Source organism: Streptococcus oralis subsp. oralis (genome assembly GCF_002096455.1).
Classification (GTDB): domain Bacteria; phylum Bacillota; class Bacilli; order Lactobacillales; family Streptococcaceae; genus Streptococcus; species Streptococcus oralis_CY.
Map to the genome: position 1 here is coordinate 1 of NZ_NCUL01000004.1, position 22,962 is coordinate 22,962.

General features: G+C 43.0%; 25 protein-coding genes, 10 tRNA genes, 1 rRNA gene, 2 pseudogenes and 1 riboswitch. Of the genes and pseudogenes, 26 read left to right on the top strand and 12 right to left on the bottom strand.

What is annotated here, in order from left to right:
* From rrf to B7720_RS00820, 11 genes are all read left to right on the top strand, one after another.
* Positions 1-95 (top strand): 5S ribosomal RNA (gene rrf, locus B7720_RS00770); the annotation flags it as partial.
* Between the two features lie 29 nt (positions 96-124).
* Positions 125-197: transfer RNA gene (locus B7720_RS00775), tRNA-Val, on the top strand.
* A 5-nt stretch (positions 198-202) separates the two neighbouring features.
* Positions 203-273 (top strand) — tRNA-Gly (locus tag B7720_RS00780).
* A gap of 35 nt (positions 274-308) precedes the next feature.
* A tRNA-Ile gene (locus B7720_RS00785) sits at positions 309-382 on the top strand.
* 11 nt (positions 383-393) lie between these two features.
* Positions 394-465, top strand: a tRNA-Glu gene (locus tag B7720_RS00790).
* A gap of 6 nt (positions 466-471) precedes the next feature.
* Positions 472-561: transfer RNA gene (locus B7720_RS00795), tRNA-Ser, on the top strand.
* A gap of 11 nt (positions 562-572) precedes the next feature.
* Positions 573-646: transfer RNA gene (locus tag B7720_RS00800), tRNA-Met, on the top strand.
* A gap of 3 nt (positions 647-649) precedes the next feature.
* A tRNA-Phe gene (locus tag B7720_RS00805) sits at positions 650-722 on the top strand.
* 16 nt (positions 723-738) lie between these two features.
* Positions 739-809: transfer RNA gene (locus B7720_RS00810), tRNA-Gly, on the top strand.
* A 33-nt stretch (positions 810-842) separates the two neighbouring features.
* Positions 843-916: transfer RNA gene (locus B7720_RS00815), tRNA-Ile, on the top strand.
* 6 nt (positions 917-922) lie between these two features.
* Positions 923-1,010 (top strand) — tRNA-Ser (locus B7720_RS00820).
* Between the two features lie 76 nt (positions 1,011-1,086).
* Here the strand turns inward: B7720_RS00820 and birA are convergent.
* Positions 1,087-2,022, bottom strand: a complete 936-nt coding sequence (gene birA / locus B7720_RS00825; RefSeq protein WP_000835311.1) for a bifunctional biotin--[acetyl-CoA-carboxylase] ligase/biotin operon repressor BirA — start codon at positions 2,020-2,022, stop codon at positions 1,087-1,089.
* Between the two features lie 275 nt (positions 2,023-2,297).
* Between birA and B7720_RS00830 the strand changes: the two genes are divergently transcribed.
* From B7720_RS00830 to B7720_RS00870, 8 genes are all read left to right on the top strand, one after another.
* Positions 2,298-3,491, top strand: coding sequence for an O-antigen ligase family protein (locus B7720_RS00830; protein ID WP_008289123.1), 1,194 nt, complete (start codon positions 2,298-2,300; stop codon positions 3,489-3,491).
* A gap of 144 nt (positions 3,492-3,635) precedes the next feature.
* Positions 3,636-4,079 (top strand): MarR family winged helix-turn-helix transcriptional regulator, encoded by a 444-nt coding sequence (locus tag B7720_RS00835; RefSeq protein ID WP_000872571.1) that lies wholly within the window; start codon positions 3,636-3,638, stop codon positions 4,077-4,079.
* A gap of 72 nt (positions 4,080-4,151) precedes the next feature.
* On the top strand, positions 4,152-4,880 hold the full coding sequence (locus tag B7720_RS00840) for an ATP-binding cassette domain-containing protein (RefSeq protein WP_084856047.1): 729 nt from the start codon (positions 4,152-4,154) through the stop codon (positions 4,878-4,880).
* Entirely contained in the window at positions 4,873-6,393 is a 1,521-nt protein-coding gene (locus B7720_RS00845; protein ID WP_084856049.1) for an ABC transporter permease/substrate-binding protein, read from the top strand. Before B7720_RS00840 ends, B7720_RS00845 begins: the two co-directional genes overlap by 8 nt.
* A 449-nt stretch (positions 6,394-6,842) precedes the next feature.
* Positions 6,843-7,445 carry an ECF transporter S component gene (locus tag B7720_RS00855; protein ID WP_084856051.1) on the top strand — a complete coding sequence of 201 codons (603 nt, stop codon included), beginning with the start codon at positions 6,843-6,845 and terminating at the stop codon, positions 7,443-7,445.
* On the top strand, positions 7,445-8,236 hold the full coding sequence (locus B7720_RS00860; RefSeq protein ID WP_000130448.1) for an energy-coupling factor transporter transmembrane component T: 792 nt from the start codon (positions 7,445-7,447) through the stop codon (positions 8,234-8,236). Before B7720_RS00855 ends, B7720_RS00860 begins: the two co-directional genes overlap by 1 nt.
* On the top strand, positions 8,212-9,048 hold the full coding sequence (locus B7720_RS00865) for an ABC transporter ATP-binding protein (protein ID WP_084856054.1): 837 nt from the start codon (positions 8,212-8,214) through the stop codon (positions 9,046-9,048). The genes B7720_RS00860 and B7720_RS00865 overlap by 25 nt, the downstream gene beginning before the upstream one ends.
* A complete protein-coding gene (locus tag B7720_RS00870) occupies positions 9,035-9,835 on the top strand; it encodes an energy-coupling factor ABC transporter ATP-binding protein (protein WP_084856057.1) in 801 nt (266 codons plus the stop codon). Before B7720_RS00865 ends, B7720_RS00870 begins: the two co-directional genes overlap by 14 nt.
* A 225-nt stretch (positions 9,836-10,060) precedes the next feature.
* On the opposite strand, the gene B7720_RS09665 is transcribed toward B7720_RS00870, so the two are convergent.
* From B7720_RS09665 to B7720_RS09830, 4 genes and pseudogenes are all read right to left on the bottom strand, one after another.
* Positions 10,061-10,222 (bottom strand): hypothetical protein, encoded by a 162-nt coding sequence (locus B7720_RS09665; RefSeq protein WP_193432077.1) that lies wholly within the window; start codon positions 10,220-10,222, stop codon positions 10,061-10,063.
* A complete protein-coding gene (locus tag B7720_RS00875; protein WP_084856059.1) occupies positions 10,219-10,437 on the bottom strand; it encodes a DNA-binding protein in 219 nt (72 codons plus the stop codon). Before B7720_RS00875 ends, B7720_RS09665 begins: the two co-directional genes overlap by 4 nt.
* Before the next feature lie 12 nt (positions 10,438-10,449).
* A pseudogene (locus B7720_RS00880) lies at positions 10,450-10,679 on the bottom strand (plasmid replication protein).
* Positions 10,672-11,367, bottom strand: coding sequence for an IS6 family transposase (locus B7720_RS09830; protein WP_084856062.1), 696 nt, complete (start codon positions 11,365-11,367; stop codon positions 10,672-10,674). The pseudogene B7720_RS00880 and the gene B7720_RS09830 overlap by 8 nt, the downstream one beginning before the upstream one ends.
* A gap of 39 nt (positions 11,368-11,406) precedes the next feature.
* Between B7720_RS09830 and pnuC the strand changes: the two are divergent.
* Positions 11,407-11,913, top strand: a pseudogene (gene pnuC / locus B7720_RS00890) (nicotinamide riboside transporter PnuC); the annotation flags it as partial.
* Between the two features lie 34 nt (positions 11,914-11,947).
* Here pnuC and B7720_RS00895 read toward each other — a convergent pair.
* Both B7720_RS00895 and B7720_RS00900 read right to left on the bottom strand, forming a co-directional pair.
* Entirely contained in the window at positions 11,948-12,280 is a 333-nt protein-coding gene (locus B7720_RS00895; RefSeq protein ID WP_084856064.1) for a glucuronide permease, read from the bottom strand.
* Positions 12,281-12,306: 26 nt separating this feature from the next.
* Positions 12,307-12,861 carry a TetR/AcrR family transcriptional regulator gene (locus tag B7720_RS00900; protein WP_084856066.1) on the bottom strand — a complete coding sequence of 185 codons (555 nt, stop codon included), beginning with the start codon at positions 12,859-12,861 and terminating at the stop codon, positions 12,307-12,309.
* 132 nt (positions 12,862-12,993) lie between these two features.
* Between B7720_RS00900 and B7720_RS00905 the strand changes: the two genes are divergently transcribed.
* Complete coding sequence (locus tag B7720_RS00905) at positions 12,994-13,884, top strand: cation diffusion facilitator family transporter (RefSeq protein ID WP_084856068.1); 891 nt, start codon at positions 12,994-12,996, stop codon at positions 13,882-13,884.
* A gap of 33 nt (positions 13,885-13,917) precedes the next feature.
* Here the strand turns inward: B7720_RS00905 and galR are convergent, their stop codons facing one another.
* A complete protein-coding gene (gene galR / locus B7720_RS00910) occupies positions 13,918-14,922 on the bottom strand; it encodes a DNA-binding transcriptional regulator GalR (protein ID WP_084856071.1) in 1,005 nt (334 codons plus the stop codon).
* A gap of 164 nt (positions 14,923-15,086) precedes the next feature.
* Between galR and B7720_RS00915 the strand changes: the two genes are divergently transcribed.
* The 3 genes from B7720_RS00915 to B7720_RS00925 all read left to right on the top strand — a co-directional run bounded on the left by B7720_RS00915 (position 15,087) and on the right by B7720_RS00925 (position 18,239).
* Positions 15,087-16,265: a galactokinase gene (locus B7720_RS00915; protein ID WP_070696127.1), complete on the top strand. Its 1,179-nt coding sequence runs from the start codon at positions 15,087-15,089 to the stop codon at positions 16,263-16,265.
* Between the two features lie 18 nt (positions 16,266-16,283).
* The gene (locus B7720_RS00920; RefSeq protein ID WP_084856072.1) at positions 16,284-17,765 is read left to right on the top strand and encodes a UDP-glucose--hexose-1-phosphate uridylyltransferase; all 1,482 of its coding nucleotides are present in this window, start codon (positions 16,284-16,286) and stop codon (positions 17,763-17,765) included.
* Positions 17,766-17,834: 69 nt separating this feature from the next.
* Complete coding sequence (locus B7720_RS00925; protein WP_000651202.1) at positions 17,835-18,239, top strand: PaaI family thioesterase; 405 nt, start codon at positions 17,835-17,837, stop codon at positions 18,237-18,239.
* Positions 18,240-18,271: 32 nt separating this feature from the next.
* On the opposite strand, the gene B7720_RS00930 is transcribed toward B7720_RS00925, so the two are convergent.
* The 4 genes from B7720_RS00930 to B7720_RS00945 all read right to left on the bottom strand — a co-directional run bounded on the left by B7720_RS00930 (position 18,272) and on the right by B7720_RS00945 (position 21,690).
* A complete protein-coding gene (locus tag B7720_RS00930; protein ID WP_001171650.1) occupies positions 18,272-19,534 on the bottom strand; it encodes a nucleobase:cation symporter-2 family protein in 1,263 nt (420 codons plus the stop codon).
* Positions 19,534-20,115, bottom strand: coding sequence for a xanthine phosphoribosyltransferase (locus B7720_RS00935; protein ID WP_084856075.1), 582 nt, complete (start codon positions 20,113-20,115; stop codon positions 19,534-19,536). The genes B7720_RS00930 and B7720_RS00935 overlap by 1 nt, the downstream gene beginning before the upstream one ends.
* A gap of 120 nt (positions 20,116-20,235) precedes the next feature.
* Positions 20,236-20,331: riboswitch (purine riboswitch) on the bottom strand.
* A 133-nt stretch (positions 20,332-20,464) separates the two neighbouring features.
* Positions 20,465-20,851, bottom strand: a complete 387-nt coding sequence (locus tag B7720_RS00940; protein ID WP_000386232.1) for a bleomycin resistance protein — start codon at positions 20,849-20,851, stop codon at positions 20,465-20,467.
* 11 nt (positions 20,852-20,862) lie between these two features.
* On the bottom strand, positions 20,863-21,690 hold the full coding sequence (locus B7720_RS00945; protein WP_084856077.1) for an exodeoxyribonuclease III: 828 nt from the start codon (positions 21,688-21,690) through the stop codon (positions 20,863-20,865).
* Between the two features lie 133 nt (positions 21,691-21,823).
* Between B7720_RS00945 and B7720_RS00950 the strand changes: the two genes are divergently transcribed.
* Together B7720_RS00950 and B7720_RS00955 are read left to right on the top strand one after the other, a co-directional pair.
* Positions 21,824-22,279 (top strand): DUF3290 family protein, encoded by a 456-nt coding sequence (locus B7720_RS00950; RefSeq protein WP_000675331.1) that lies wholly within the window; start codon positions 21,824-21,826, stop codon positions 22,277-22,279.
* Positions 22,276-22,911: a DUF421 domain-containing protein gene (locus B7720_RS00955; protein WP_084856080.1), complete on the top strand. Its 636-nt coding sequence runs from the start codon at positions 22,276-22,278 to the stop codon at positions 22,909-22,911. The genes B7720_RS00950 and B7720_RS00955 overlap by 4 nt, the downstream gene beginning before the upstream one ends.
* Positions 22,912-22,962: the final 51 nt, after the last annotated feature.

The following is a 22,962-nucleotide window of genomic DNA, read 5'->3' on the forward strand; positions in this document are numbered from 1 at the left end:
GATACACCTGTACCCATGCCGAACACAGCAGTTAAGCCCTAGAACGCCGGAAGTAGTTGGGGGTTGCCCCCTGTGAGATATGGAAGTCGCTTAGCAGAATAGGAAGTTTAGAGACTTCCTTTTTGGGAGTTTAGCTCAGCTGGGAGAGCATCTGCCTTACAAGCAGAGGGTCAGCGGTTCGATCCCGTTAACTCCCATTTTAGCGGGTGTAGTTTAGTGGTAAAACTACAGCCTTCCAAGCTGTTGTCGCGAGTTCGATTCTCGTCACCCGCTTTGAACTTTGTTCAATTACCAAGTTTTTTAAACTTGGGCGCGTAGCTCAGGTGGTTAGAGCGCACGCCTGATAAGCGTGAGGTCGGTGGTTCGAGTCCACTCGTGCCCATTTATAAATATGGTCCGTTGGTCAAGGGGTTAAGACACCGCCTTTTCACGGCGGTAACACGGGTTCGAATCCCGTACGGACTATTTATTGGAGGATTACCCAAGTCCGGCTGAAGGGAACGGTCTTGAAAACCGTCAGGCGTGTAAAAGCGTGCGTGGGTTCGAATCCCACATCCTCCTTTTTATATTAACGCGGGATGGAGCAGCTCGGTAGCTCGTCGGGCTCATAACCCGAAGGTCGTAGGTTCAAATCCTGCTCCCGCAATTTGGCTCGGTAGCTCAGTTGGTAGAGCAATGGATTGAAGCTCCATGTGTCGGCGGTTCGATTCCGTCTCGCGCCATATTTTATTTTATTAAGCGGGTGTAGTTTAGTGGTAAAACTACAGCCTTCCAAGCTGTTGTCGCGAGTTCGATTCTCGTCACCCGCTTTGAACGAAAGTTCATACCAAGTTTTTGAACTTGGGCGCGTAGCTCAGGTGGTTAGAGCGCACGCCTGATAAGCGTGAGGTCGGTGGTTCGAGTCCACTCGTGCCCATTAATAGGAGAATTACTCAAGAGGCTGAAGAGGACGGTTTGCTAAATCGTTAGGTCGGGTAACCGGCGCGGGGGTTCGAATCCCCCATTCTCCGTACGTTAAGAGAGCTGTTAGGCTCTTTTTTTGTATGTAAATCCCCCTTCTAAATCATTAAAAGGGGGATTTGTTTATTACCAACTCGTTAGTGATATTTCTCCGCTATTTAGCCAGATAGTATGTTTATCTTCAAATTCGACTTGTAGTTGGCCGGATTCTGAGATTTCTTTTGCAAGACCTTTCTCAAATTTTCCGTCTAGCTGGAAAGTAACTTCTTTTCCAAGAACGATTGATCTTTCTTTATAGATATAAAGTAGCTCATCTGAATCCGTATTGTAGAAACAATTCCATATTTCGCTGATGAGCTCATTACGACTAATTGGTGCAGGTGGCATAAATAGGCTACCTGCTTTTTCTTTTAGTTCTTTTGGAAAGTCTCCTATTGAAAAATTTATACCAAGTCCGATAATGACATCTGTAACCAAGCCTGTCTCAACTGATGTCATTGCTTCGGTGAGGATACCTGCTATCTTTTTATTTTTTAAGTAGATGTCATTTACCCATTTAATATCGACTTCTATCATAGTTAGATTTTTAATTGCTTTGTAGACTGCTGCGGCAACAAGGAGGGTATAGGATGGAAGTTTTTCATAGGGAAGTTTGGGTTGAATATGCAGAGACATATAGATCCCACCCTGAGATGGGGAATAGTAGGGGCGCTGAAAGCGGCCACGACCTGCTGTTTGACAGGTTGAAAGATAGAGTGTATTTCCTTTGTTTCCAGCTTCAATCCCTTCTTTTGCATCTGTTTGGGTTGATTTGGTCTCAGGTTTGAAGCGAATGGTTAAGTTGGTTTTCTCCTGAATCAAACCAGGCAATATCAGATCGCCTTGGATAAGCTTGTAACCTCTATTTTTAATACTGTCGATCATGAGCCCTTCTTGTTGGAGGCGTTGGATTGCTTTCCATATGGATGTCCGACTTAGATTCAGTTCTTCGCCAATTTTTTCTCCGCTGACATAGTCGTTTTCTCTGGTTAGTATTTGGTAGACTAGTTGGTGTGATTTCATTGATTTTCCTTTTTAACTGTCGTTCAATAGTAGTTATTTTCAACTTTATTATATTCTACCATAGCTTTTCCTTTTTTAGAAGTTTCCTTCTTTTTCTCTAGCAACTACTGGACTGGAATGTCTTTGAATATAACAGAGTATACTTTGATACTTCCGTAAAAGTTTTTTTGTTGTGAAAACGTGTTCATTGTTCCCAAATGACGGAAAAAATGGTAGAATATAAAGATAGTTTAGCATTTATCTTCTGGAGAAATCCAGAACAGAAAGGATCCGTTTTGAAATCAATTGGATTACTGGATAAGATAAGAGGGCTTTCGAAAAAAGATTTCTTTTTGTATTTGATGATCATAAGTATCTTTTTACCTTTTTATTTGTTCTTAGCCCTCTTTGCTTTATATTTGATAGGTTTACTTGTTACTGGGGAGATGAAGGGAATTATCAAAGGATTAGCCAAACATCCTGTACTTCTCTTTTTTATTGCCTACAGTAGTATCATCTCTATCGTCGCTAAGAACTGGCTTGGATTGGTTGCATCTTTACTGATGTTTCTCTTCCTCATTTTCTTTAGTTTCTACCAGAAACGTCTGACACATGCTTTCTTTCGACTGATACTGCAGACAATCTTGTTTGGTAGTGTGCTCTCTGCGGCTTTTGCTACTTTGGAGCATTTCCAAATTGTAAAGAAATTTAACTATGCCTTTCTTTCGCCCAATATGCAGGTATGGCATCAGAATCGGGCAGAAGTGACCTTTTTTAATCCTAATTACTATGGAATTATTTGTTGTTTCTGTATCATGATTGCCTTCTATCTCTTTACAACGACCAAGTTGAATTGGTTGAAGGTATTCTGTGTGATTGCAGGCTTTGTTAATCTCTTTGGATTGAACTTTACTCAAAATCGAACTGCCTTTCCTGCTATTATCGCTGGAGCCATCATTTATCTCTTTACAACCATTAAAAACTGGAAGGCCTTTTGGCTTAGTATCGGGGTCTTTGCGATTGGCTTGAGTTTCCTTTTTTCTAGTGATTTGGGAGTTCGGATGGGGACTTTAGATTCCTCTATGGAAGAACGCATTTCTATCTGGGATGCTGGGATGGCCTTGTTTAAGCAAAATCCTTTTTGGGGGGAGGGGCCATTGACCTATATGCACTCTTATCCTCGGATAAATGCTCCTTATCATGAACATGCTCACAGCCTTTATATTGATACGATTCTGAGTTACGGAATTGTGGGAACCATTTTATTAGCTTTGTCTTCTGTTGCTCCTGTTCGTTTGATGATGGATATGAGTCAGGAGTCGGGGAAACGTCCAATTATCGGTCTTTATCTATCTTTCCTTACAGTGGTTGCTGTGCATGGAATCTTTGACTTGGCCCTTTTCTGGATTCAGTCAGGTTTCATTTTCTTGTTAGTTATGTGCAGTATTCCATTGGAGCGTCGAACCTTGGTATCAGACATGACGGATTAAGTTTATAAGATTGAAATCTTCTACCTTGAGTAGGAGATTTTTTACTGAGAAAAATTAGTTCTAAATCGAAATAGTTGACAATTGGAATAATAAGTATTATAATGTTTTTTATTCGTATCGATATAGAAATAAATTGGAGGTTTCATGAAATATTGTCATTTGGTAGCCCATCATATTCGTTTGTTGAATGGGCGGCTTTTTCAAAAGTTACTGAGACAAGACCCTGACTCTCTTTATCGGAGTGAGCAGGGAAAGATTTTAGCGGTTTTATGGAATAGTAAGACGGGCTGTGCAACTGCGACAGATATTGCGCTTGCGACTGGGCTTGCTAATAATACGTTGACGACTATGATAAAAAAGTTAGAGGAGCAAAATCTTATAACTGTCAGTCCGTGTGGAGAAGATAAGCGTAAGAAGTATTTAGTTTTAACAGAGTTGGGCAAGTCCCAGAAAGAAGTTGGGCAACGTGTCAGTCAGAGATTGGATACTATCTGTTACAAAGGATTTTCAGAGGAAGAAATTCGTCAGTTTGAAGGTTTTCAAGAAAGAATTTTGGCTAATCTGAAAGAGCAGGAAAATGAGGTTTAGAATGGGGTAAATTAGTTATTAAAAGTTTGGTAACTTGACAAACCGAGGAAAATTTTAAATTGAGGACAAAGAATGATTGAATACAAAAATGTAGCGCTACGCTACACAGAAAAAGATGTTTTGAGAGATGTCAATTTACGGATTGAGAATGGGGAGTTCATGGTTTTAGTTGGTCCATCTGGATCTGGTAAGACAACCATGATCAAGATGATTAACCGTCTTTTGGAACCAACTGATGGAAATATTTATATGGATGGCAAGCGCATCAAAGACTATGATGAGCGTGAACTTCGTCTTTCTACTGGTTATGTTTTACAGGCCATTGCTCTGTTTCCCAATTTAACGGTTGCAGAAAATATTGCTCTCATTCCGGAGATGAAGGGCTGGACTAAGGAAGAAATTGCTCAGAAAACAGAAGAGCTTTTAGCTAAGGTTGGTTTACCAGTAGCTGAGTATGGGAATCGTCTTCCTAGTGAACTATCTGGTGGAGAACAGCAGCGGGTGGGCATTGTCCGTGCCATGATTGGTCAGCCTAAGATTCTCCTCATGGATGAGCCCTTTTCAGCCTTGGATGCTATTTCGAGAAAACAGTTGCAGGTTTTGACGAAAGAATTGCATAAAGAGTTTGGGATGACAACGATTTTTGTGACCCATGATACGGATGAAGCTTTGAAATTAGGTGATCGTATTGCTGTCTTGCAGGATGGAGAGATTCGTCAGGTGGCGAACCCTGAGACCATTTTAAAAGCTCCTGCAACAGACTTTGTAGCAGACTTGTTTGGAGGTAGTGTTCATGACTAATTTGATATCAACTTTTCAGGATCGTTTTGGTGATTGGGTAACAGCTCTATCTCAACATTTGCAGTTGTCACTTTTGACCTTGTTACTAGCTATTTTTATTGCTATTCCCTTGGCTGTTTATCTTCGTTATCATGAAAAGATGGCGGACTGGGTCTTGCAGATTGCAGGAATTTTCCAGACTATCCCGTCTCTGGCCTTATTGGGACTCTTTATCCCCTTGATGGGAATTGGAACCTTGCCTGCTTTGACAGCACTAGTGATTTATGCGATTTTTCCGATTTTGCAAAATACCATCACTGGGCTAAAGGGAATTGATCCAAGTCTGCAAGAGGCTGGAATTGCCTTTGGGATGACTAGATGGGAGCGTCTCAAGAAGTTTGAAATTCCACTTGCCATGCCTGTCATTATGTCTGGGATTCGGACGGCAGCGGTCTTGATTATCGGTACGGCAACCTTGGCTGCCTTGATTGGTGCAGGGGGACTGGGTTCCTTTATCCTTTTGGGAATTGACCGCAATAATACCAGTCTGATTTTGATTGGGGCCCTTTCTTCTGCAGTGCTTGCCATTGCCTTTAACTTCCTACTAAAAGTGATGGAAAAAGCAAAATTGCGGACGATTTTCTCTGGTTTTGCCTTGGTGACCATATTGCTGGGTCTGTCTTATAGTCCAGCCCTCTTAGTTCAAAAAGAGAAAGAAAACTTGGTGATTGCTGGGAAATTGGGACCGGAACCCGAAATTTTGGCCAATATGTATAAGTTGCTGATTGAAGAAAATACCAGTATGACTGCGACTGTTAAGCCGAATTTTGGGAAAACAAGCTTCCTCTATGAAGCTCTGAAAAAAGGGGATATTGATATCTATCCTGAATTTACTGGTACAGTGACTGAAAGTTTGCTTCAGCCATCACCCAAGGTAGGTCATGAGCCGGATCAGGTTTATCAGGTGGCGCGTGATGGTATTGCCAAACAGGATCATCTAGCCTATCTCAAACCTATGTCTTATCAAAATACCTACGCTGTAGCTGTTCCGAAAAAAATTGCTCAAGAATATGGCTTGAAGACCATTTCGGACTTGAAAAAAGTGGAAGGACAGTTGAAGGCAGGCTTTACTCTCGAATTTAATGACCGTGAAGATGGAAATAAGGGCTTGCAATCAATGTATGGTCTCAATCTCAACGTAGCGACCATGGAGCCTGCTCTTCGCTATCAGGCAATTCAGTCAGGCGATATTCAAATCACGGATGCCTATTCGACAGATGCAGAGTTGGCACGTTATGATTTACAGGTCTTGGAAGATGACAAGCAACTCTTCCCACCTTATCAAGGAGCGCCACTCATGAAAGAAGCTCTTCTCAAGAAACATCCTGAGTTGGAGACAGTTCTCAATAAATTGGCTGGTAAAATTACGGAAAGTCAGATGAGCCAGCTCAACTACCAAGTTGGTGTCGAAGGCAAGTCAGCAGAACAAGTAGCCAAGGAGTTTTTACAAGAACAAGGTTTGTTGAAGAAATAGTTTGAAAATGTCAAATTCAACTTCAACTTGCTTAAACGACTATATAGAAAAATGCTCAGACAATGTCGTCTGGGCTTTTTTGGTATTAGAGTTACTAAATGTCATTTAAAATGGAAAATAATACTCAATGAAAATCAAAGAGCAAACTAGGAAGCTAGCCGCAGGCTGTACTTGAGTACGGTAAGGCGACGCTGACGTAGTTTGAATTTGATTTTCGAAGAGTATAAGAGGAAATTTTCAGGATTTTCTAGATTTTTACTGTAAATACACTTGACTATTCACAAAATAGGTGTATAATGTGTTGTGAACTACTTAACAAATAGAGATTTCCAGCTCATGTCGACTAAGGATGGAAATCTTGTGTATAGACAGTTCAGTAGATATATAATAGAGCGTTGCGTCCGAAAGTCTATCCAGACACGGCTCTTTAAAAACAAAAGGAGAAGATTATGAAAACAGAACCGATTCATCGTACCAGTATTTGGAAATTTAAGTTAAGTGCTGCCACTATGACTTTGATTCCCGCTGCCGTGGGGATTAACTATGTTGCCAAAGCCTTGGCGGAGGGGTTAAAGTTGCCCGTTTGGCTGGGGTCTTTGGGAACCTTTCTTACCAGCATGTTGGCTGGGCCGGTTGCCGGTGCCATTAGTGGTTTCATCAACAACGTGATCTATGGGCTGACCTTATCGCCAATTTCAACCGTGTATGCGATTACCAGCATCGGAATTGGGATTGCTGTCGGAGTTTTGCACGCCAATGGGTGGTTCTCGTCAGCGCGAAGAGTATTTGTTTCTGCTATTATTATTGCCATCGTTTCAGCTGTCATTTCAACGCCACTCAACGTCATCTTTTGGGGTGGTCAGACCGGTATCGCTTGGGGTGACTCATTGTTTGCGGTAATGGTCGCCAATCATGCACCAGTGTGGCTGGCCTCATTTACCGATGAGTTTGTCTTGGATATTTTGGATAAAGTCTGCGTGGCCTACCTGGCATTCTTCATCTATCGTCAGCTGCCGAAGCGGATGGTGCACTTCTTTAGCGATGATAAATGATGACTGATAAAACATTGATTTCTGGAGCGCCACGGGTCAAGCTCAAGTGGTACCAGGTGATCGATCCGATTACTAAGCTCTTGTTCATCTTGGACATGACGTTGTTGAGCTTTGCCAGTATGAATTTATTGCTTCAGGCCGGATTAATTCTTGTCGCAACACTGCTATTGTTATTTTCCAAATTGAGTTCTACCACCTTTAAGGCGCTGGGATTCAGCCTGTTTCTGATTTGCACCATGCTGATCATCCAAGGGTTATTTTACAGTCGGAATCAAACTGTGCTGTTTTCTGTGCTTGGGGTGTCGTTCTACAAAGAAGGCCTGATTTACGCCACCACTCTGGGTTGTCGAGTATTGGTGATTATTTTGACCAGTGGCTTTTTTATGGTGACCACGAGTATTTCAGAAAACGCGGCCTATTTGGAACTGTCCGGATTGTCTTATAAAACCGTCTACGTTCTGATGTCGGTGTGTTATATTTTGCCGGAAATGATGCGCAATATGCGGAAAATCCAGCAGGCACAAAAAGTTCGCGGAACCAATCCGCAAAAAACGTTGATTCAGAAATTAAAGTCAGTCCTGCCGGTTCTAATTCCATTGGTGATTAAGACCTTGGATCAATCGATGACGCGGTCGATTTCTCTCCAACTGAGAGGTTTTGATAATCTCAACCGGACTGTCAGAACCTCCCAGCGCGTGTATCGCCTGTCGCGGACGCTGCACATTGGTCTGACTGGATTGGCAATTTTATTGATTGGGTGGAAGATATGGACGAAGATAAACGGATTGTAATTGAAAATTTGACCACCCGTTATCCGGGTACTGAGCAACCACAACTGCGTCAGATTAACGCGGAGGTTCATACCGGCCAGGTGGTTGGGATTATCGGGAATAGCCACTCCGGCAAATCGACTTTGTGCCGTGTGCTGGCAGGGGTCATTCCCAAAATTATGTCTGCTGAGATTGAGGGCGATTGGCACATGTTTGGCCAGCGAGTGTCTGACAATTGGCCCGTTTATAATGCCATGAATGGAGTTGTACTGCAAAATCCAGCTGGCCAACTAAGCGGGTTGGCAGACACGGTTGCCGATGAAATCGCCTTTGACTTGATTAATCAGGGAATGACTGAAGGACTGATTCAAAAACGGGTTGAAGAAGTTGCCACGCAAATGGGGCTGATTGAACAGCTGAATTTGCGTCCCGAGAGCCTTTCCGGTGGTCAGATCCAGCGGTTGGCAATTGCCACGGCGATTGTGGCTAATCCGGCTGTTTTGATTATGGATGATCCGACCAGTGAGATGGATCCCCTTGGCCGCCGGCAATTTTTCCAATGGCTGGCCCAAGTCAAAGAGACGACTGTCTTCATTGTCACCAGTGAAATTGACGATTTGTGCGAAGTCGCCGACGTTGTGTGGGTGCTGCACGAGGGTCAAATGGTAGCCCAGGGCAGGCCGGGTGAGGTGTTTAATCATTTGGCAGCTGACTGGCAGATTCCAGCCCCGACAATCCAGCAACTTGCTCAAAAAATGGATTGGCACTTGGCTGATGGCCGGTATCCGGTGAATTACGCTGATCTGAAGGAGGTTCGTTATGTCCACAATTGAACTGAGCCACCTGACGTTCACTTATCCGGAACGGTCCTTTAGCTTGGATGTTGAAGACAAACACTTCGCCGATCCGATGGTGGCGATTGTCGGCCAAAATGGTGCCGGCAAATCAACGCTCTTCAAATTGTTGACGGGTTTGCTGACACCACAAACCGGTGTGATTAAGATCGATGGAGAAAATTTTAATGATCTTAAACCAGTCGAAAAGTTACTGAAGGTTGGGATTACTTTTCAGAATCCTGACGATCAGCTTTTCAACCCGACCGTTCAACGAGAGGTGGAGTGGAATGTCGCGCAGGTCATGGATGACCACGACACGATTACGAGGCGGGCTTTAGCAGCTCTAAAAAGAGTTGGCTTGGATGATAAAAGAGCTGAAAGTCCATATGACCTGTCATTGTCGGAACGCAAGCTGTTGAGCGTTGCCACAGTTTTGGCAGTGGATCCGGCGATTTATTTATTTGATGAGCCGATGATGTCGCTTGATTGGGAAAGCCGGCGCAAGTTGACCGCAATTTTCCATCAGTTGGCTGATTCGGGCCACCAAGTTGTGACCATCACCCATGACATGGATTGGGTCGCCGCCGAGTTTGAGTCGGTGTATGTTATGGAACACGGGAAGTTTGGCTTCGCCGGCAGTCCACGGGAATTGTTCAGCAATCACGAACTTGTCCAGCGAGTGGGATTACTACCACCGAGGATTATGGACATAGCGGAGTCGCTGGGTGATTCACAGACATATTTATCGGTTAATGATTATTGCCAGAAAAATCGAGATGTATAGAAAAAAGTCACCTCTGCGGGTTTTCCAGGTTGAAGGATTAACTTCAGCTTCTGGCAAGAACTCACATGGGTGACTTTTGTGTTTAATAACGTTTCATGATCATCGGATGCTTCCTCAGATCACTCGGTTTGATTTTACTTTGTTTCATGGTCATAATCATATACCATTTCTTTTGGATCTTTTGTTTGACTAATACAAAATAGGTCTTCATAGGTCTTCGCATTTTTAGCGTCCATTAGGATCATCAGTATAATTTTCTGAATTAGGAGACTGTCCCATCACTATTCGAACTTCGTCTCCCAACTTACGCTGTTCCCATTCATCCGTGAATCCTTTAAATCGCAATTCTGGAACTTTCTTTTTAACTGAATCATCTATTTTCGTCATAGTCCCCACCATTTTATTGATTTTTCTTGTTCTTCTATCCTTTTTTGATCTTTGATTTGTTCCTGTAAATTTTCCAACTTCTCTTTAAGAGCGTTCACTTCATCTTTATATTGATTGTCTAAGTGTTTGAATTCTGTTTCCTGTGAGGGCATTTTGAGGGCTTTTAAGTTATCATTTTCCGCCTTGTATTCTTCTAGCAACTTTTTATCTTGCAAGACTAATCGTTGTTACTGGTCTAACAAATTAGTTAGTTTTTCTATTTGTTGGTCTTTGGTATTTGATTTGCTACTACTTTACCTAAAATTATTTTTTCTGCTTTAGAATTTATTAGATTAGACCCATTGGAACTTTTAAGCTGTAATTCTTTTGGTAACCTTTGGTAGTGATATTGAATATTTTGTTTTGTAACACTCAACTCATCCGCCAGCTCTTTGATCGTTTTTAAGTCTTCACTCATGGTTTAAGTCCTGCCTTTTAACCGTTGGTAGATATTGTTCAATGGCTTTTTTGAGGTAGCGTGCGATATTATGTTTAGAATATTCTTCACGTCTGCTGGCGACATAAGACAAGTGGTCTTTAACACTATTTAGCCCTCTTAATTCTTTCAGTTCGTCATAGAGGGGGTAAACATGGACTTGCAATCCTGCCATGATTTTTGTATCTTGCATTTCAAACGGACTTAGCAACATATTTTCTAGCAATAGCGTGGTGTACTTGCTTTTCATTGCTTCAATAGCTAGCTTATCTTCGGTTTCTGCTTTGCGTGCTTTATCTTCTTGATAGGCGGTATCTTCTAACTTATAGCTGTTATCGTCTGCTCGACGTTTCTTTCGTAACCAGATATCCAATGTTAAACCGTCCGCATCAATCGCTCGATAGAGATAATGCCAACGCCCCTTAATTTTGATATAGGTTTCATCCATTTTCCACGAATAGAAGGACTGTTTATTTTTCTTTTTCCAGAGATGATAGAGGATTTTACTGTATTCTTGAACCCACCGATAAATCGTAGTGTGACAAACATTTATTTCACGGTCATAAAGCAATTCCTGAACTTCACGATAGCTCAGATTGTAACGTAGGTAATAACCAACAGCGACAATGATGACGTCTTGTTGGAATTGTTTGCCTTTAAAATGATTCATCTCTCAAGCCTTACTAACCTTTTTTCTGCTCTTTGAGAAGCTGAAGGTCGTGCTAGTAACTACCTATTTGGTTTGATTAATTCCATCATTTATCTGGGGCTTTCCCTTCAAAAAGGCTTCTATGGTGAGGTTTTAACAACTCTCTATTTTACAATTATGCAGCCACTTGGACTCTTGGTTTGGATTTATCAAGCCCAGTTTAAGAAAGAACAACAAGAGTTTGTCGCACGTAAACTAGACGGCAAGGGTTGGACAAAGTATCTTTCTATTAGTGTTCTTTGGTGGTTAGCCTTTGGGTTTATTTATCAGTCTGTAGGAGCTAATCGTCCCTATCGTGATTCTATCACCGATGCAACCAATGGGGTTGGGCAAATTCTCATGACAGCTGTTTACCGTGAGCAATGGATATTCTGGGCAGCTACCAATGTCTTTTCAATCTATCTCTGGTGGGGAGAAAGCTTGCAAATCCAAGGAAAATACCTGATTTACCTGATCAATAGTCTAGTTGGGTGGTATCAGTGGAGCAAGGCCGCAAAGAGTGCTTAAAAAGAAAAAAAGGATCAGATGATCCTTTTTTGTATTAGAGCAAAATGAATAATACCGTAATGACAATAGCGCTCGTTATACGAACGATGTGGTGCGAGATATTTTGCTTTTCTTTCTGTTGGCCGTTCCAGTAGGCACCATAGCAGACGATACTTGAACCCACAATCCATAGAAGAATGGTTGCAAGTGGGACGAAGTAAAAGATGGCTAGAGCCAGAGAAGTGAGGCAACTGCCGACCAAGATGCACGTGTTTCCCAGACTGTAGTTCTTTTGTTTCATGGCTGAAAAAGCAGCAGCAAGGTGAAGCAATGAGAAGGCGAGAGCTAGTACAATTGTTAGTATTCCTAGAATCATCGAAGTTAACATAGTTGATTCCTTTCTTCGTAACAGGATTAAATCTCGAGTGATTTTGTAGAAGTCATCTCAATCACATCTAAGTAAAATCTCACTACTTGGTCTTCTGTATAAGATTTTCCTTTTTTTAGCCACCAGGTCAGTGTTTCGATAAAATTAGTTACTACAAAATGTTTGAGGTAGGAGGCTGGTATGTTCGGATAGGCCACTTGCAAATCCTCCGCTACCATGGGGTAAACATGGTGCTCAAGTTCCTTGTGTAGTTGGCGGAGAAAGTAGTCATTTTTTGAAAAAAGAAGACTAGTGACATGGTCCTGGTTTTTCTGAAAATGTAAAAAGATATGTGCGAGGTAGTCCTCGGTAGTTAAGTGTTCTTCCCTTTCAAAGAGATGATGAAAGAGGTAGCGACAGAGTTCATCTAAAAGCAGTTCCTTGCTCTCGTAGTGACAGTAAAAGGTCGAGCGCCCAACATCTGCCAAGTCAATGATATCCTGGACAGTAGTGGCATCATAGCCTTTGTCGTTCAAAAGTTGTAAAAAAGCTTGATAGATGGCTTTTTTAGTCTTGCTGACTCGACGGTCTTTTTTTGGCATATAGACACTTGAGACAAACTGTTCAGAACTGAACAGGACTGACAGTTTGCTTCTATCCTTTCTTTGGATTTTATTAGATAATACAAATGAAAGAAGTATGTATATACCCATTATACCAAAGGAGGGAGAGAAATGAGTTCTAAAACATCTATCTGGTTAGCTTTTTTCTTAAATTTAAGCTATGCGATAGTCGAGTTTATCGCAGGAGGAATCTTTGGTTCAAGTGCAGTTCTTGCTGATTCAGTTCATGACTTGGGGGATGCTATAGCCATTGGCATATCAGCCCTCCTAGAAACGATCTCCAATCGTGAAGAAGATAGGCAGTACACCTTGGGTTACAAGCGTTTCAGCCTTTTAGGGGCTATGCTAACTGCTGTGATTCTTATGATAGGGTCTGTCCTAGTGATTTTGGAAAATGTCACAAAGATCGTTCACCCACAACCCGTTAATGAGGAAGGGATCCTCTGGCTGGGAATCATTGCAGTGGCTATTAATGTGCTAGCAAGTTTGGTAGTTCGTAAAGGAAAGACAAAGAACGAGTCAATTCTTAGCTTGCATTTTTTGGAAGACACTCTTGGTTGGTTGGCTGTCATTCTAATGGCGATTATCCTTCGGTATACAGACTGGTATATCCTTGATCCGCTTTTGTCTCTAGTTATTTCTATCTTTATTCTATCGAAAGCCATTCCTCGCTTTTGGAGCGCGCTAAAAATTTTCCTAGATGCTGTGCCAGAAGGGGTCGAGACAAGTGATTTGGAGAAAGATTTAGAGGCTCTACTCAATGTCAAAAGTGTCAACCAACTTAGCATTTGGTCCATGGACGGTTTAGAGAACAATGCTGTTGTCCACATTTGTATCTGGGATTGGGAACAGATGATGGAGACCAAAGAAGTGGTGCGTCAATGTTTAGAAGAAAGAGGCGTGCAGAATATCACTATTGAAGTGGATAGCAGTCAAAGCAATCATGCGCAACATAAGCGGAGGGTGAGAGAATTAGAGCAGAAGCATGGGCATCATCATTAGAAAAACGACCTCGCTAGAGGTCGTTTTGTTATCCTATTCATTCCTTGTACTTTCCCTCAAGGTCAGTCTGGTTCCCAGCATGGTTAGGCTGGGGATTTTGCGACCGTGGAGTACTTCTTTGTTAAGAATATCCATCCCTGCTCGGCCCATTTCCTCGGTATAGACAGTGATACTGGAGAGGGGGGGATAGACCTGCTTGGTCAGGCTAGTGTCGTTAAAAGAAATGAGGCTGACGCGGTCTGGTAGGCTGATTCCAGCTTCTTGGAGGGCACGGAGGGCGCCGATGGCTAAACTATCGCTAGCTGCGAAAAAGGCTGGTGGGAGTTGTTCTCCTAGCTTGTGAATGGCCTCCTTCATCAAGTCATAGCCAGACTGGGCAGTAAAGCTTCCCTGAAAGACCAGTTCTTCATGGTAGATTCCTTTTGCTTGGGTAATATCTTTGAAATTTTCTAGCCGCTTATCCTGAATAATTTCTTCCTGGTCGGTTGTTTCCTCAAGGCCTGTTAGAATGCTAATCCGATCCAGTCCCTGACCGAGGAAATGGTCTACAACTTGTTTCACAGCAGTGTAAAAGTCAGTGATAATACAGGTATGACCTAGTGAGAGGGTATCACTGTCTAGAAAGACCAAGGGTTTTTGGTATTCTTCAAATGCAGCAATCTGAGCTCGGCTGAACTTTCCGATGCAGAGAATGCCAATCACTTCCTCACTTAATGTAAAAGGATGGTCATTAAAATAGCGCAAGATGTCATAGTCCAACTCTTGGGCTCTTTTTTCAATACCGAGACGAATCTGATAATAGTAAAGATCATCAAGCTCCCCTTGTTCGCTGACCCATTGGATAATGGCAATCTTTTGCTTGGGTTTGTGGGATTCGCCTGTCTTGAGGTGCTTAGTATAGCCCAGCTCTTCAGCGACAGTTAAAATACGGTGTCTGGTTTCTTCTGTAACAGATAGACTCTGGTCGCGATTGAGGACACGAGATACGGTCGCGATAGAGACAGAGGCTAGCTGTGCAATGTCTTTTAAGGTAGCCATAAATCCTCCTCCTTTTAGGTTAGTATATCATATTTTTCTGCTTTTTACTGATAGTTTAGTAAAAGTTTAGTAAAAAGGATTGACCTTGGTAAATCCCTTGGATACAATAGAAGAAAACGATTACACGTTAAGGTGACTTAACGGACAGTCAAAGGAGAATTTATATGACACAAGATCTTACTACTGAAGCCCTTCGCAAAGACTTTCTTGCCGTTTTTGGTCAAGAAGCAGACCAAACTTTCTTTTCACCAGGTCGTATCAATTTGATTGGTGAACACACGGATTACAATGGTGGACATGTTTTCCCAGCAGCTATTTCCTTGGGAACTTATGGGGTGGCTCGCAAACGTGACGACCAAGTTTTGCGTTTCTACTCAGCCAACTTTGAGGACAAAGGTATCATTGAAGTTCCTCTTGCTGACCTCAAATTTGAAAAAGAGCACAGCTGGACCAATTATCCAAAAGGGGTCCTCCATTTCTTGCAGGAAGCTGGCCATGTTATTGACAAAGGGTTTGATTTCTATGTCTTTGGGAATATCCCAAATGGTGCAGGCTTGTCTTCATCAGCATCTTTGGAACTTTTGACAGGGGTCGTGGCAGAGCATCTCTTTGGTTTAAAACTAGACCGTTTGGATTTGGTTAAAATCGGAAAACAAACAGAAAATTACTTTATCGGAGTCAACTCTGGTATCATGGACCAATTTGCCATCGGTATGGGGGCAGACCAACGTGCCATTTACCTAGATACCAATACGTTAGAATACGACTTGGTGCCACTTGATTTGAAGGACAATGTCGTTGTTATCATGAACACCAACAAACGTCGTGAACTGGCGGACTCTAAGTACAATGAACGCCGTGCTGAGTGTGAAAAAGCTGTGGAAGAATTGCAAGTTGCCTTGGATATTCAGACCTTGGGTGAATTGGATGAGTGGGCCTTTGACCAATACAGCTATCTGATTAAAGATGAAAATCGCTTGAAACGTGCTCGTCATGCTGTGCTTGAAAACCAACGTACCCTCAAAGCGCAAGCAGCTCTTCAGGCAGGTGATTTGGAAACCTTTGGTCGTTTGATGAATGCTTCTCACGTTTCTCTAGAACATGACTATGAAGTAACTGGCTTGGAATTGGATACCCTTGTTCACGCAGCTTGGGTACAAGAAGGTGTTCTCGGTGCTCGTATGACAGGAGCTGGTTTTGGTGGCTGTGCCATTGCCTTGGTGCAAAAAGATGCTGTTGAGGCCTTTAAGGAAGCTGTAGGCAAGCACTACGAGGAAGTCGTTGGATATGCTCCAAGCTTCTATATCGCTGAAGTTGCAGGTGGCACTCGCGTCCTTGACTAGTTAAAAGGAGGCTCTATCGTGACCTTAGTAGATAAATTTGTAACACACGTTATTGCTGAAAGTTCATTTGAGGAAATGGATCGCATCTACCTGACCAATCGTGTCTTAGCACGGGTGGGCGAAGGAGTTTTGGAAGTTGAGACTGATATGGATAAATTGATTGACCTCAAGGACCAGCTTGTTGAGGAAGCCGTTTGCATGGAAACGATTGAAGATAGTCTGGCTGCGCGCGAAATTCTCGGTGCTGACCTCATGGACTTGGTAACGCCGTGTCCGAGCCAGGTTAATCGTGACTTTTGGACAACCTATGCCCAGTCACCAGAGCAGGCAATTGCAGACTTCTACCAACTCAGTCAGAAAAATGACTACATCAAACTAAAGGCTATCGCAAAGAATATTGCTTATCGTGTTCCGTCTGACTACGGTGAACTAGAGATTACCATCAATCTCTCTAAGCCTGAAAAGGATCCAAAAGAGATTGCAGCAGCCAAGTTGGTGCAAGCTAGCAATTATCCTCAGTGTCAGCTTTGTCTAGAGAATGAGGGCTACCATGGTCGGGTCAACCACCCAGCTCGAAGCAACCACCGTATTATCCGTTTTGAAATGGCTGGGCAGGAGTGGGGCTTCCAGTATTCGCCCTATGCTTATTTTAATGAGCACTGTATTTTCTTAGACGGCCAGCACCGTCCCATGGCTATCAGCCGTCAGAGCTTTGAGCGTCTGCTGGCGATTGTAGAGCAGTTTCCAGGCTATTTTGCAGGTTCGAATGCCGACCTGCCAATCGTGGGAGGCTCTATTCTCACCCATGACCACTATCAGGGAGGCCGTCACGTATTTCCTATGGAATTGGCTCCCTTGCAAAAGACTTTCCGATTTGCTGGTTTTGAACAGGTCAAGGCTGGGATTGTCAAGTGGCCTATGTCAGTGCTTCGTTTGACTTCGGATTCCAAAGAGAATTTGATCAACTTGGCTGATAAGATTTTGCAGGAATGGCGCCAGTATTCAGATTCTGAAGTGCAGATTTTAGCAGAGACAGACGGGAGACCGCATCACACTATCACACCGATTGCGCGTAAGCGTGATGGACAGTTTGAATTGGACTTGGTCTTGCGGGACAATCAGACTTCGGCAGAGCATCCAGATGGCATCTATCATCCCCACAAGGATGTCCAACATATCAAGAAGGAAAATATCGGCTTGATTGAGGTCATGGGCTTGGCTATCTTACCACCTCGTTTGAAAGCAGAAGTGGAGCAAGTTGCAAGCTATCTTGTAGGAGATGATGAAGCAGTTGCAGACTATCATCAGGAATGGGCAGACCAACTCAAAGTCCAACATCCAGACCTAACAGATAAAGAAAAAGCCCTTGAAATCGTCAAGGACTCTGTGGGTGCCATCTTTGCGCGCGTTCTAGAGGATGCAGGAGTTTACAAGCAGACGGAGCAAGGACAGACAGCCTTTATGCGCTTTGTGGAACAGGTCGGAATTTTGCCAGACTAGGAGCTTTCTCCTTGCACAGTCCTATAAAAAGTAGTATCATAGTGTCGTTTGAACTATCAGGAGGAAACGATGAAAGATTTTCATTTTGATGCTATATCTGCCTTTGAAAATTACGAAATTGAAAAAATGAGAGATGGTCATGTTGTGGTGACGACCAAAGTGGTGGACTCGTCGCTCAACTACTATAGCAATGCCCATGGTGGCTATCTCTTCACCCTTTGTGACCAGATTAGTGGTTTGGTGGTTATCTCGCTGGGGCTTGATGGAGTGACGCTCCAGTCCTCTATCAACTACCTCAAGGCAGGAAAACTCGACGACGTGTTGACCATTAAAGGAGAATGTGTCCATCATGGACGCACAACCTGTGTCGTGGATGTGGATATCACCAATCAAGAAGGCAGAAATGTCTGCAAAGCAACCTTTACCATGTTTGTCACAGGCCAGCGGTCAGAAGACAGACAGGTAAGGATATAGATAAACAAAAAAGAGGCTCACACCTCTTTTTCTTATTTCTTCTTCCTGTTTAATACTGCATTGAGAACAATGGCTAGTAAGCTGGCTACGACAATTCCGTTTGAGAAGAACATTTGGAAGGCTGTTGGCATGCTGACAAAGAGATTACTATTGTTGAGTCCGACACCTGCAGCGATGGAGACAGCTGCGATAAGGAAGTTGTGTTCATTGTTAGCAAAGTCAACACGGGCGAGGATTTGCATCCCTTGAAGGGAAACAAAACCAAACATCACCAGCATGGCCCCTCCAAGAACAGGGCTCGGAATGATTTGAGCTAGGGCTCCAAACTTAGGAAGGAGTCCAAGGAGGACAAGGAAACCAGCTGCGTAGTAGATTGGCAGACGGGTCTTGATACCTGACAATTTAACCAACCCAACGTTTTGTGAAAATCCTGTGTAAGGGAAGGTGTTAAAGATTCCTCCGAGAAGTACGGCCAGACCTTCTGCACGGTAACCGTTGCGCAGGCGCGTGCTGTCGATTGGGTCATTGGTGATATCAGACAAGGCTAGGTAAACACCAGTCGACTCAACCATAGAAACCGTTGCGATGATACACATCATGACAATAGAGGAGATTTCAAAGGTTGGCATTCCAAAGTAGAGTGGAGTTGGGACATGGACAAGTGGTGCTGCTGCAACAGGGGAGAAATCAACCAAGCCCATGGTAGCAGCAATGGCGGTACCAACAACTAGACCAATCAAAATAGAGATAGACTTGATAAATCCTTTGGTAAAGATGTTGATCAAGAGGATAATTAGAACAGTGATGGCTGCAAGCAAGAGACTTTGACCAGTTGGCTCTGGGACATTATTTCCCATATTTCCGATAGCGACAGGAATTAAGGTTAAACCAATCGTAGTAATGACAGAGCCCGTTACGATAGATGGGAAAAGATTGGCTACTTTTGAGAAAATGCCTGAAATCAGAACCACATAAATCCCTGAAACGATAAGGGCACCAAACATAGCACCGCTACCGTGGCTTTGCCCAATCATAATCAAAGGAGCAACCGACTGGAAGGCAACCCCGAGAACGACTGGTAGTCCAATCCCAAAGTATTTGTTGAGTTGGAGTTGAAGGAAGGTGGCCACCCCACACATGAAGATATCTGTGGAGATTAGGTAGGTCAACTGCTCAGCTGAATAGCCAAGAGCTGTCGCAATCATGATAGGAACCAGGATAGAACCTGAGTACATGGCTAGTAAGTGCTGCAAGCCAAGAACGGCTGCTTGCGAGTGTTTTTCTTGTTTTTGCATTAGAGATCTGCCTCCTTAAATACGACCTGACCATTTTCGAAACGATCCAAGCGAGCCAGTGATAGGACTGGATAGCCAGCTTTCTCGAGCAAATCACGACCATCCTGGAAGGATTTTTCGATAACAATACCAATCGCTTCAACTTTTGCTCCAGCTTGTTCGATGATTTGGATCAAGCCTTTGGCAGCTTGGCCATTAGCAAGGAAATCATCGATAATCAAGACCTTGTCCTCTGGTGAGAGGAATTTTCCAGCGATAGAAACGGTGCTGGTCACCTGCTTGGTAAAGGAGTAGACTTGGGCGGTTAAGATACCTTCGTTCATGGTGATGTTTTTAGCTTTCTTGGCGAAAATCATGGGAACGTTTAAGGCTTCAGCTGTAAAAATAGCTGGTGCAATGCCTGACGCTTCAATCGTTACAACCTTGGTAATGCCAGCAGCAGCGAATTTGTCCGCAAATACCTTACCAATCTCTCGCATCAAGCTAAAGTCAACTTGGTGGGTTAGAAAGGAATCCACCTTGAGGATATTATCACCCAAGATATGCCCATCCTCGAGGATGCGCTCTTCTAATAATTTCATAAGACCTCCTAAAGTCTAAAAGATGCTTCATTTGCTTGTCTAGAGTTTCTACTATGTAATAGAAAAAGGACCTACTTAATCCCCTAAGTAAGTCCTCAAAATAGGTATGGCCAAAACCATACCTTCAGCTGACATACTCATTGTTAGGTGTTCCGGCACCTTGTAGAAACGTCGTGCCAATTCACGACATAAACAAGTAAAATGATATTCAATTTTAAACAGGCTGCTGCCAATGTTTATATTTTACACCAATTAGCTTTATAAATCAAATGTTTTGTTAGCAAATAGATCATAAAAGCGAACGAATAAAAGGCTACAAGGCTAGAAAGTATTGTAGCCTTTTATTCTTCTATTCGCTAAATCTTAAAAAATAGCCATCTGGATCCAAGACTGCAAATTCGTGAGGATAGATATAATGATCTCCAACACGAAATTCTCTTTTGGTCAGCGGACGATGGATAGGATAGTCAGCTTCCAGCAGTTTTTGGTGGAGCTGAGGGACATCTTCAATGCCAAAGGAAATATTGACACCGCGCCCGAAAGGATAGGTTAGTTGGGCTAATTCTTCTGTGCTGCCTTCTTCTAGCATAAGTTGGCAGTCTTCAAGCGAGAGGAAGAGAAATTTCTCCTCTGGACGCTCGTATTCGACAGAAAATCCCAGCAAGTCGCAGTAGAAGTGGCGTGACTTTTCGAGGTCAGATACTACAAATTCAGGAATGACAGCTTGATAGTCCATTAGCTTTCTCCTTAGAGTTCAATTTCCAATACAATCGGCGTATGGTCTTGACGCGCACCCGAGTCAATCATGTCAGACTTGGTTACCTTGTCAGCCACGCGGTTGCTGGTGAGCCAGTAGTCGATTCTCCAGCCTGTATTATTGATTTTAGAAGTCTTGCTGCGTTGTGCCCACCAAGTGTAGCGTTCTGGAGCATCGCCGTGAATGTGGCGGAAGGTATCCGTAAATCCAGTTGCCAAAAGGTTGGTAAATCCAGCACGTTCCTCGTCGGTAAATCCAGGTGAACGGCGGTTGCTAGCAGGATTTGCAAGGTCGATTTCATTGTGGGCTACGTTGTAGTCACCGGTTGCAAGGACTGGTTTTTGTTTGTCCAACTCCGCTAAATACTCAGCATATTTGACATCCCAGACTTGACGTTCTTCCAAGCGTTTGAGTCCATCTCCAGCATTTGGTGTGTAAACTTGGGTAACGAAAAATTTATCAAATTCTAGAGTGATGATACGACCTTCCAAGTCCATGGTAGAAGGGGCACCGATTTCTGGGAAAGTGACAGTGGGTGAGAGTTCTTTCTTATAGAGGAACATGGTTCCAGCATAGCCTTTCCGGGCAGGTTCTTGTGAAGAGCGCCACGTGTTTGCGTAGCCTGGGAAGAGTTCCTCTAAAATTTCCAAGTGTTTCTTTGTAGGCCCCTTGGCAGAAAGCTTGGTTTCTTGGATAGCGATGATATCAGCATTTTCGGCGACCAAGGTTTGTAGTACTTCTTGGGACAATTTGGCACGAGCTGAGTCACTAGTGAGGGCAGCGTTTAGGGAATCAATATTCCATGAGATAAGTTTCATAAAGTTACCTTTTTCATTCAGATTATAGATTTTATTATACCAAAAAAAGGTCTATTTCCCCAACGTATGGCTTGAAAAATCACTCTCTTTCGTTTATAATTAAGAATGATTTTATGAAAGGGAGTGAAAATAAATGAAATTTTACTCATATGACTATGTACTTAGCCAAATCAGTCAGCAAAATGGCATCATGATTGGCTTTGGAATTGTTCTCCTAGCTATCACAGGATTTTTTGCTTTTAAAGCCTATCGAGATAAAAAGGGGACTAAGTTTCGGGAATTGGTCATGATTTTGGCCTTGACCTTGGTGGCCATGCTTTTGGTGACAATCTCAAAATACCAGACCAATCAAGCCTCTAACAACCAATTTCAAACCTCCCTTCATTTCATAGAGGTTGTTTCCAAAGACTTGGGAGTGGATAAATCAGAAGTTTATGTCAATACTTCTGCAGCCACTGATGGAGCGCTTGTCAAGGTAGGTCCAAATTTCTACCGCGCCATGAACGGGAGCCAACCAGACAAGTATCTTTTAGAGAAATTAGAATTGCATCAAACAGACGCTATTGAATTGGTGGAGGTAAACAAATGACACTCAATTATATGGAAATTTTAATCAAACTGGCCTTGGGGCTCTTCTCGCTTGTTTTTGTTATCAATGTGACAGGAAAGGGGAACCTAGCACCTAACTCTGCGACAGACCAAATTCAGAACTATGTTCTTGGTGGTATCATCGGTGGGGTGATTTACAATAGTTCTATCAGCATTCTCCAGTATGCAGTGATTTTGATGATGTGGACGATTTTGGTCTTGACCCTCAAGTGGCTCAATAACAATGTTCGTTTTGTCAAACGCTTGATTGATGGAAAACCAACTCTCCTTATCAAAAATGGGCAGATTGACCCAGAAGCCTGTCGTTCAGTTGGTTTGTCTGCAGCAGAAGTTGCTCTCAAACTTCGTAGCCAAGGGATTTTCCAGATGAAACAGGTCAAATGCGCTGTGCAGGAGCAAAATGGCCAACTCATCGTGGTCCAAATGGGGGATGAAAATCCTAAGTATCCAGTTGTGACTGACGGTGTGATCCAAGTAGATGTTTTGGAATCGATTGGTCGTAGCGAAGAGTGGTTGCTTGATAACCTCAGCAAACAAGGGCATGACAATGTAGCCAATATCTTTATCGCTGAGTATGACAAGGGTGTCGTCTCAGTCGTAACCTATGAATAAGAAAAACCTGGGGTCTTGGCCTCAGGTTTCAATTTGCAATCAGAAAGGGAT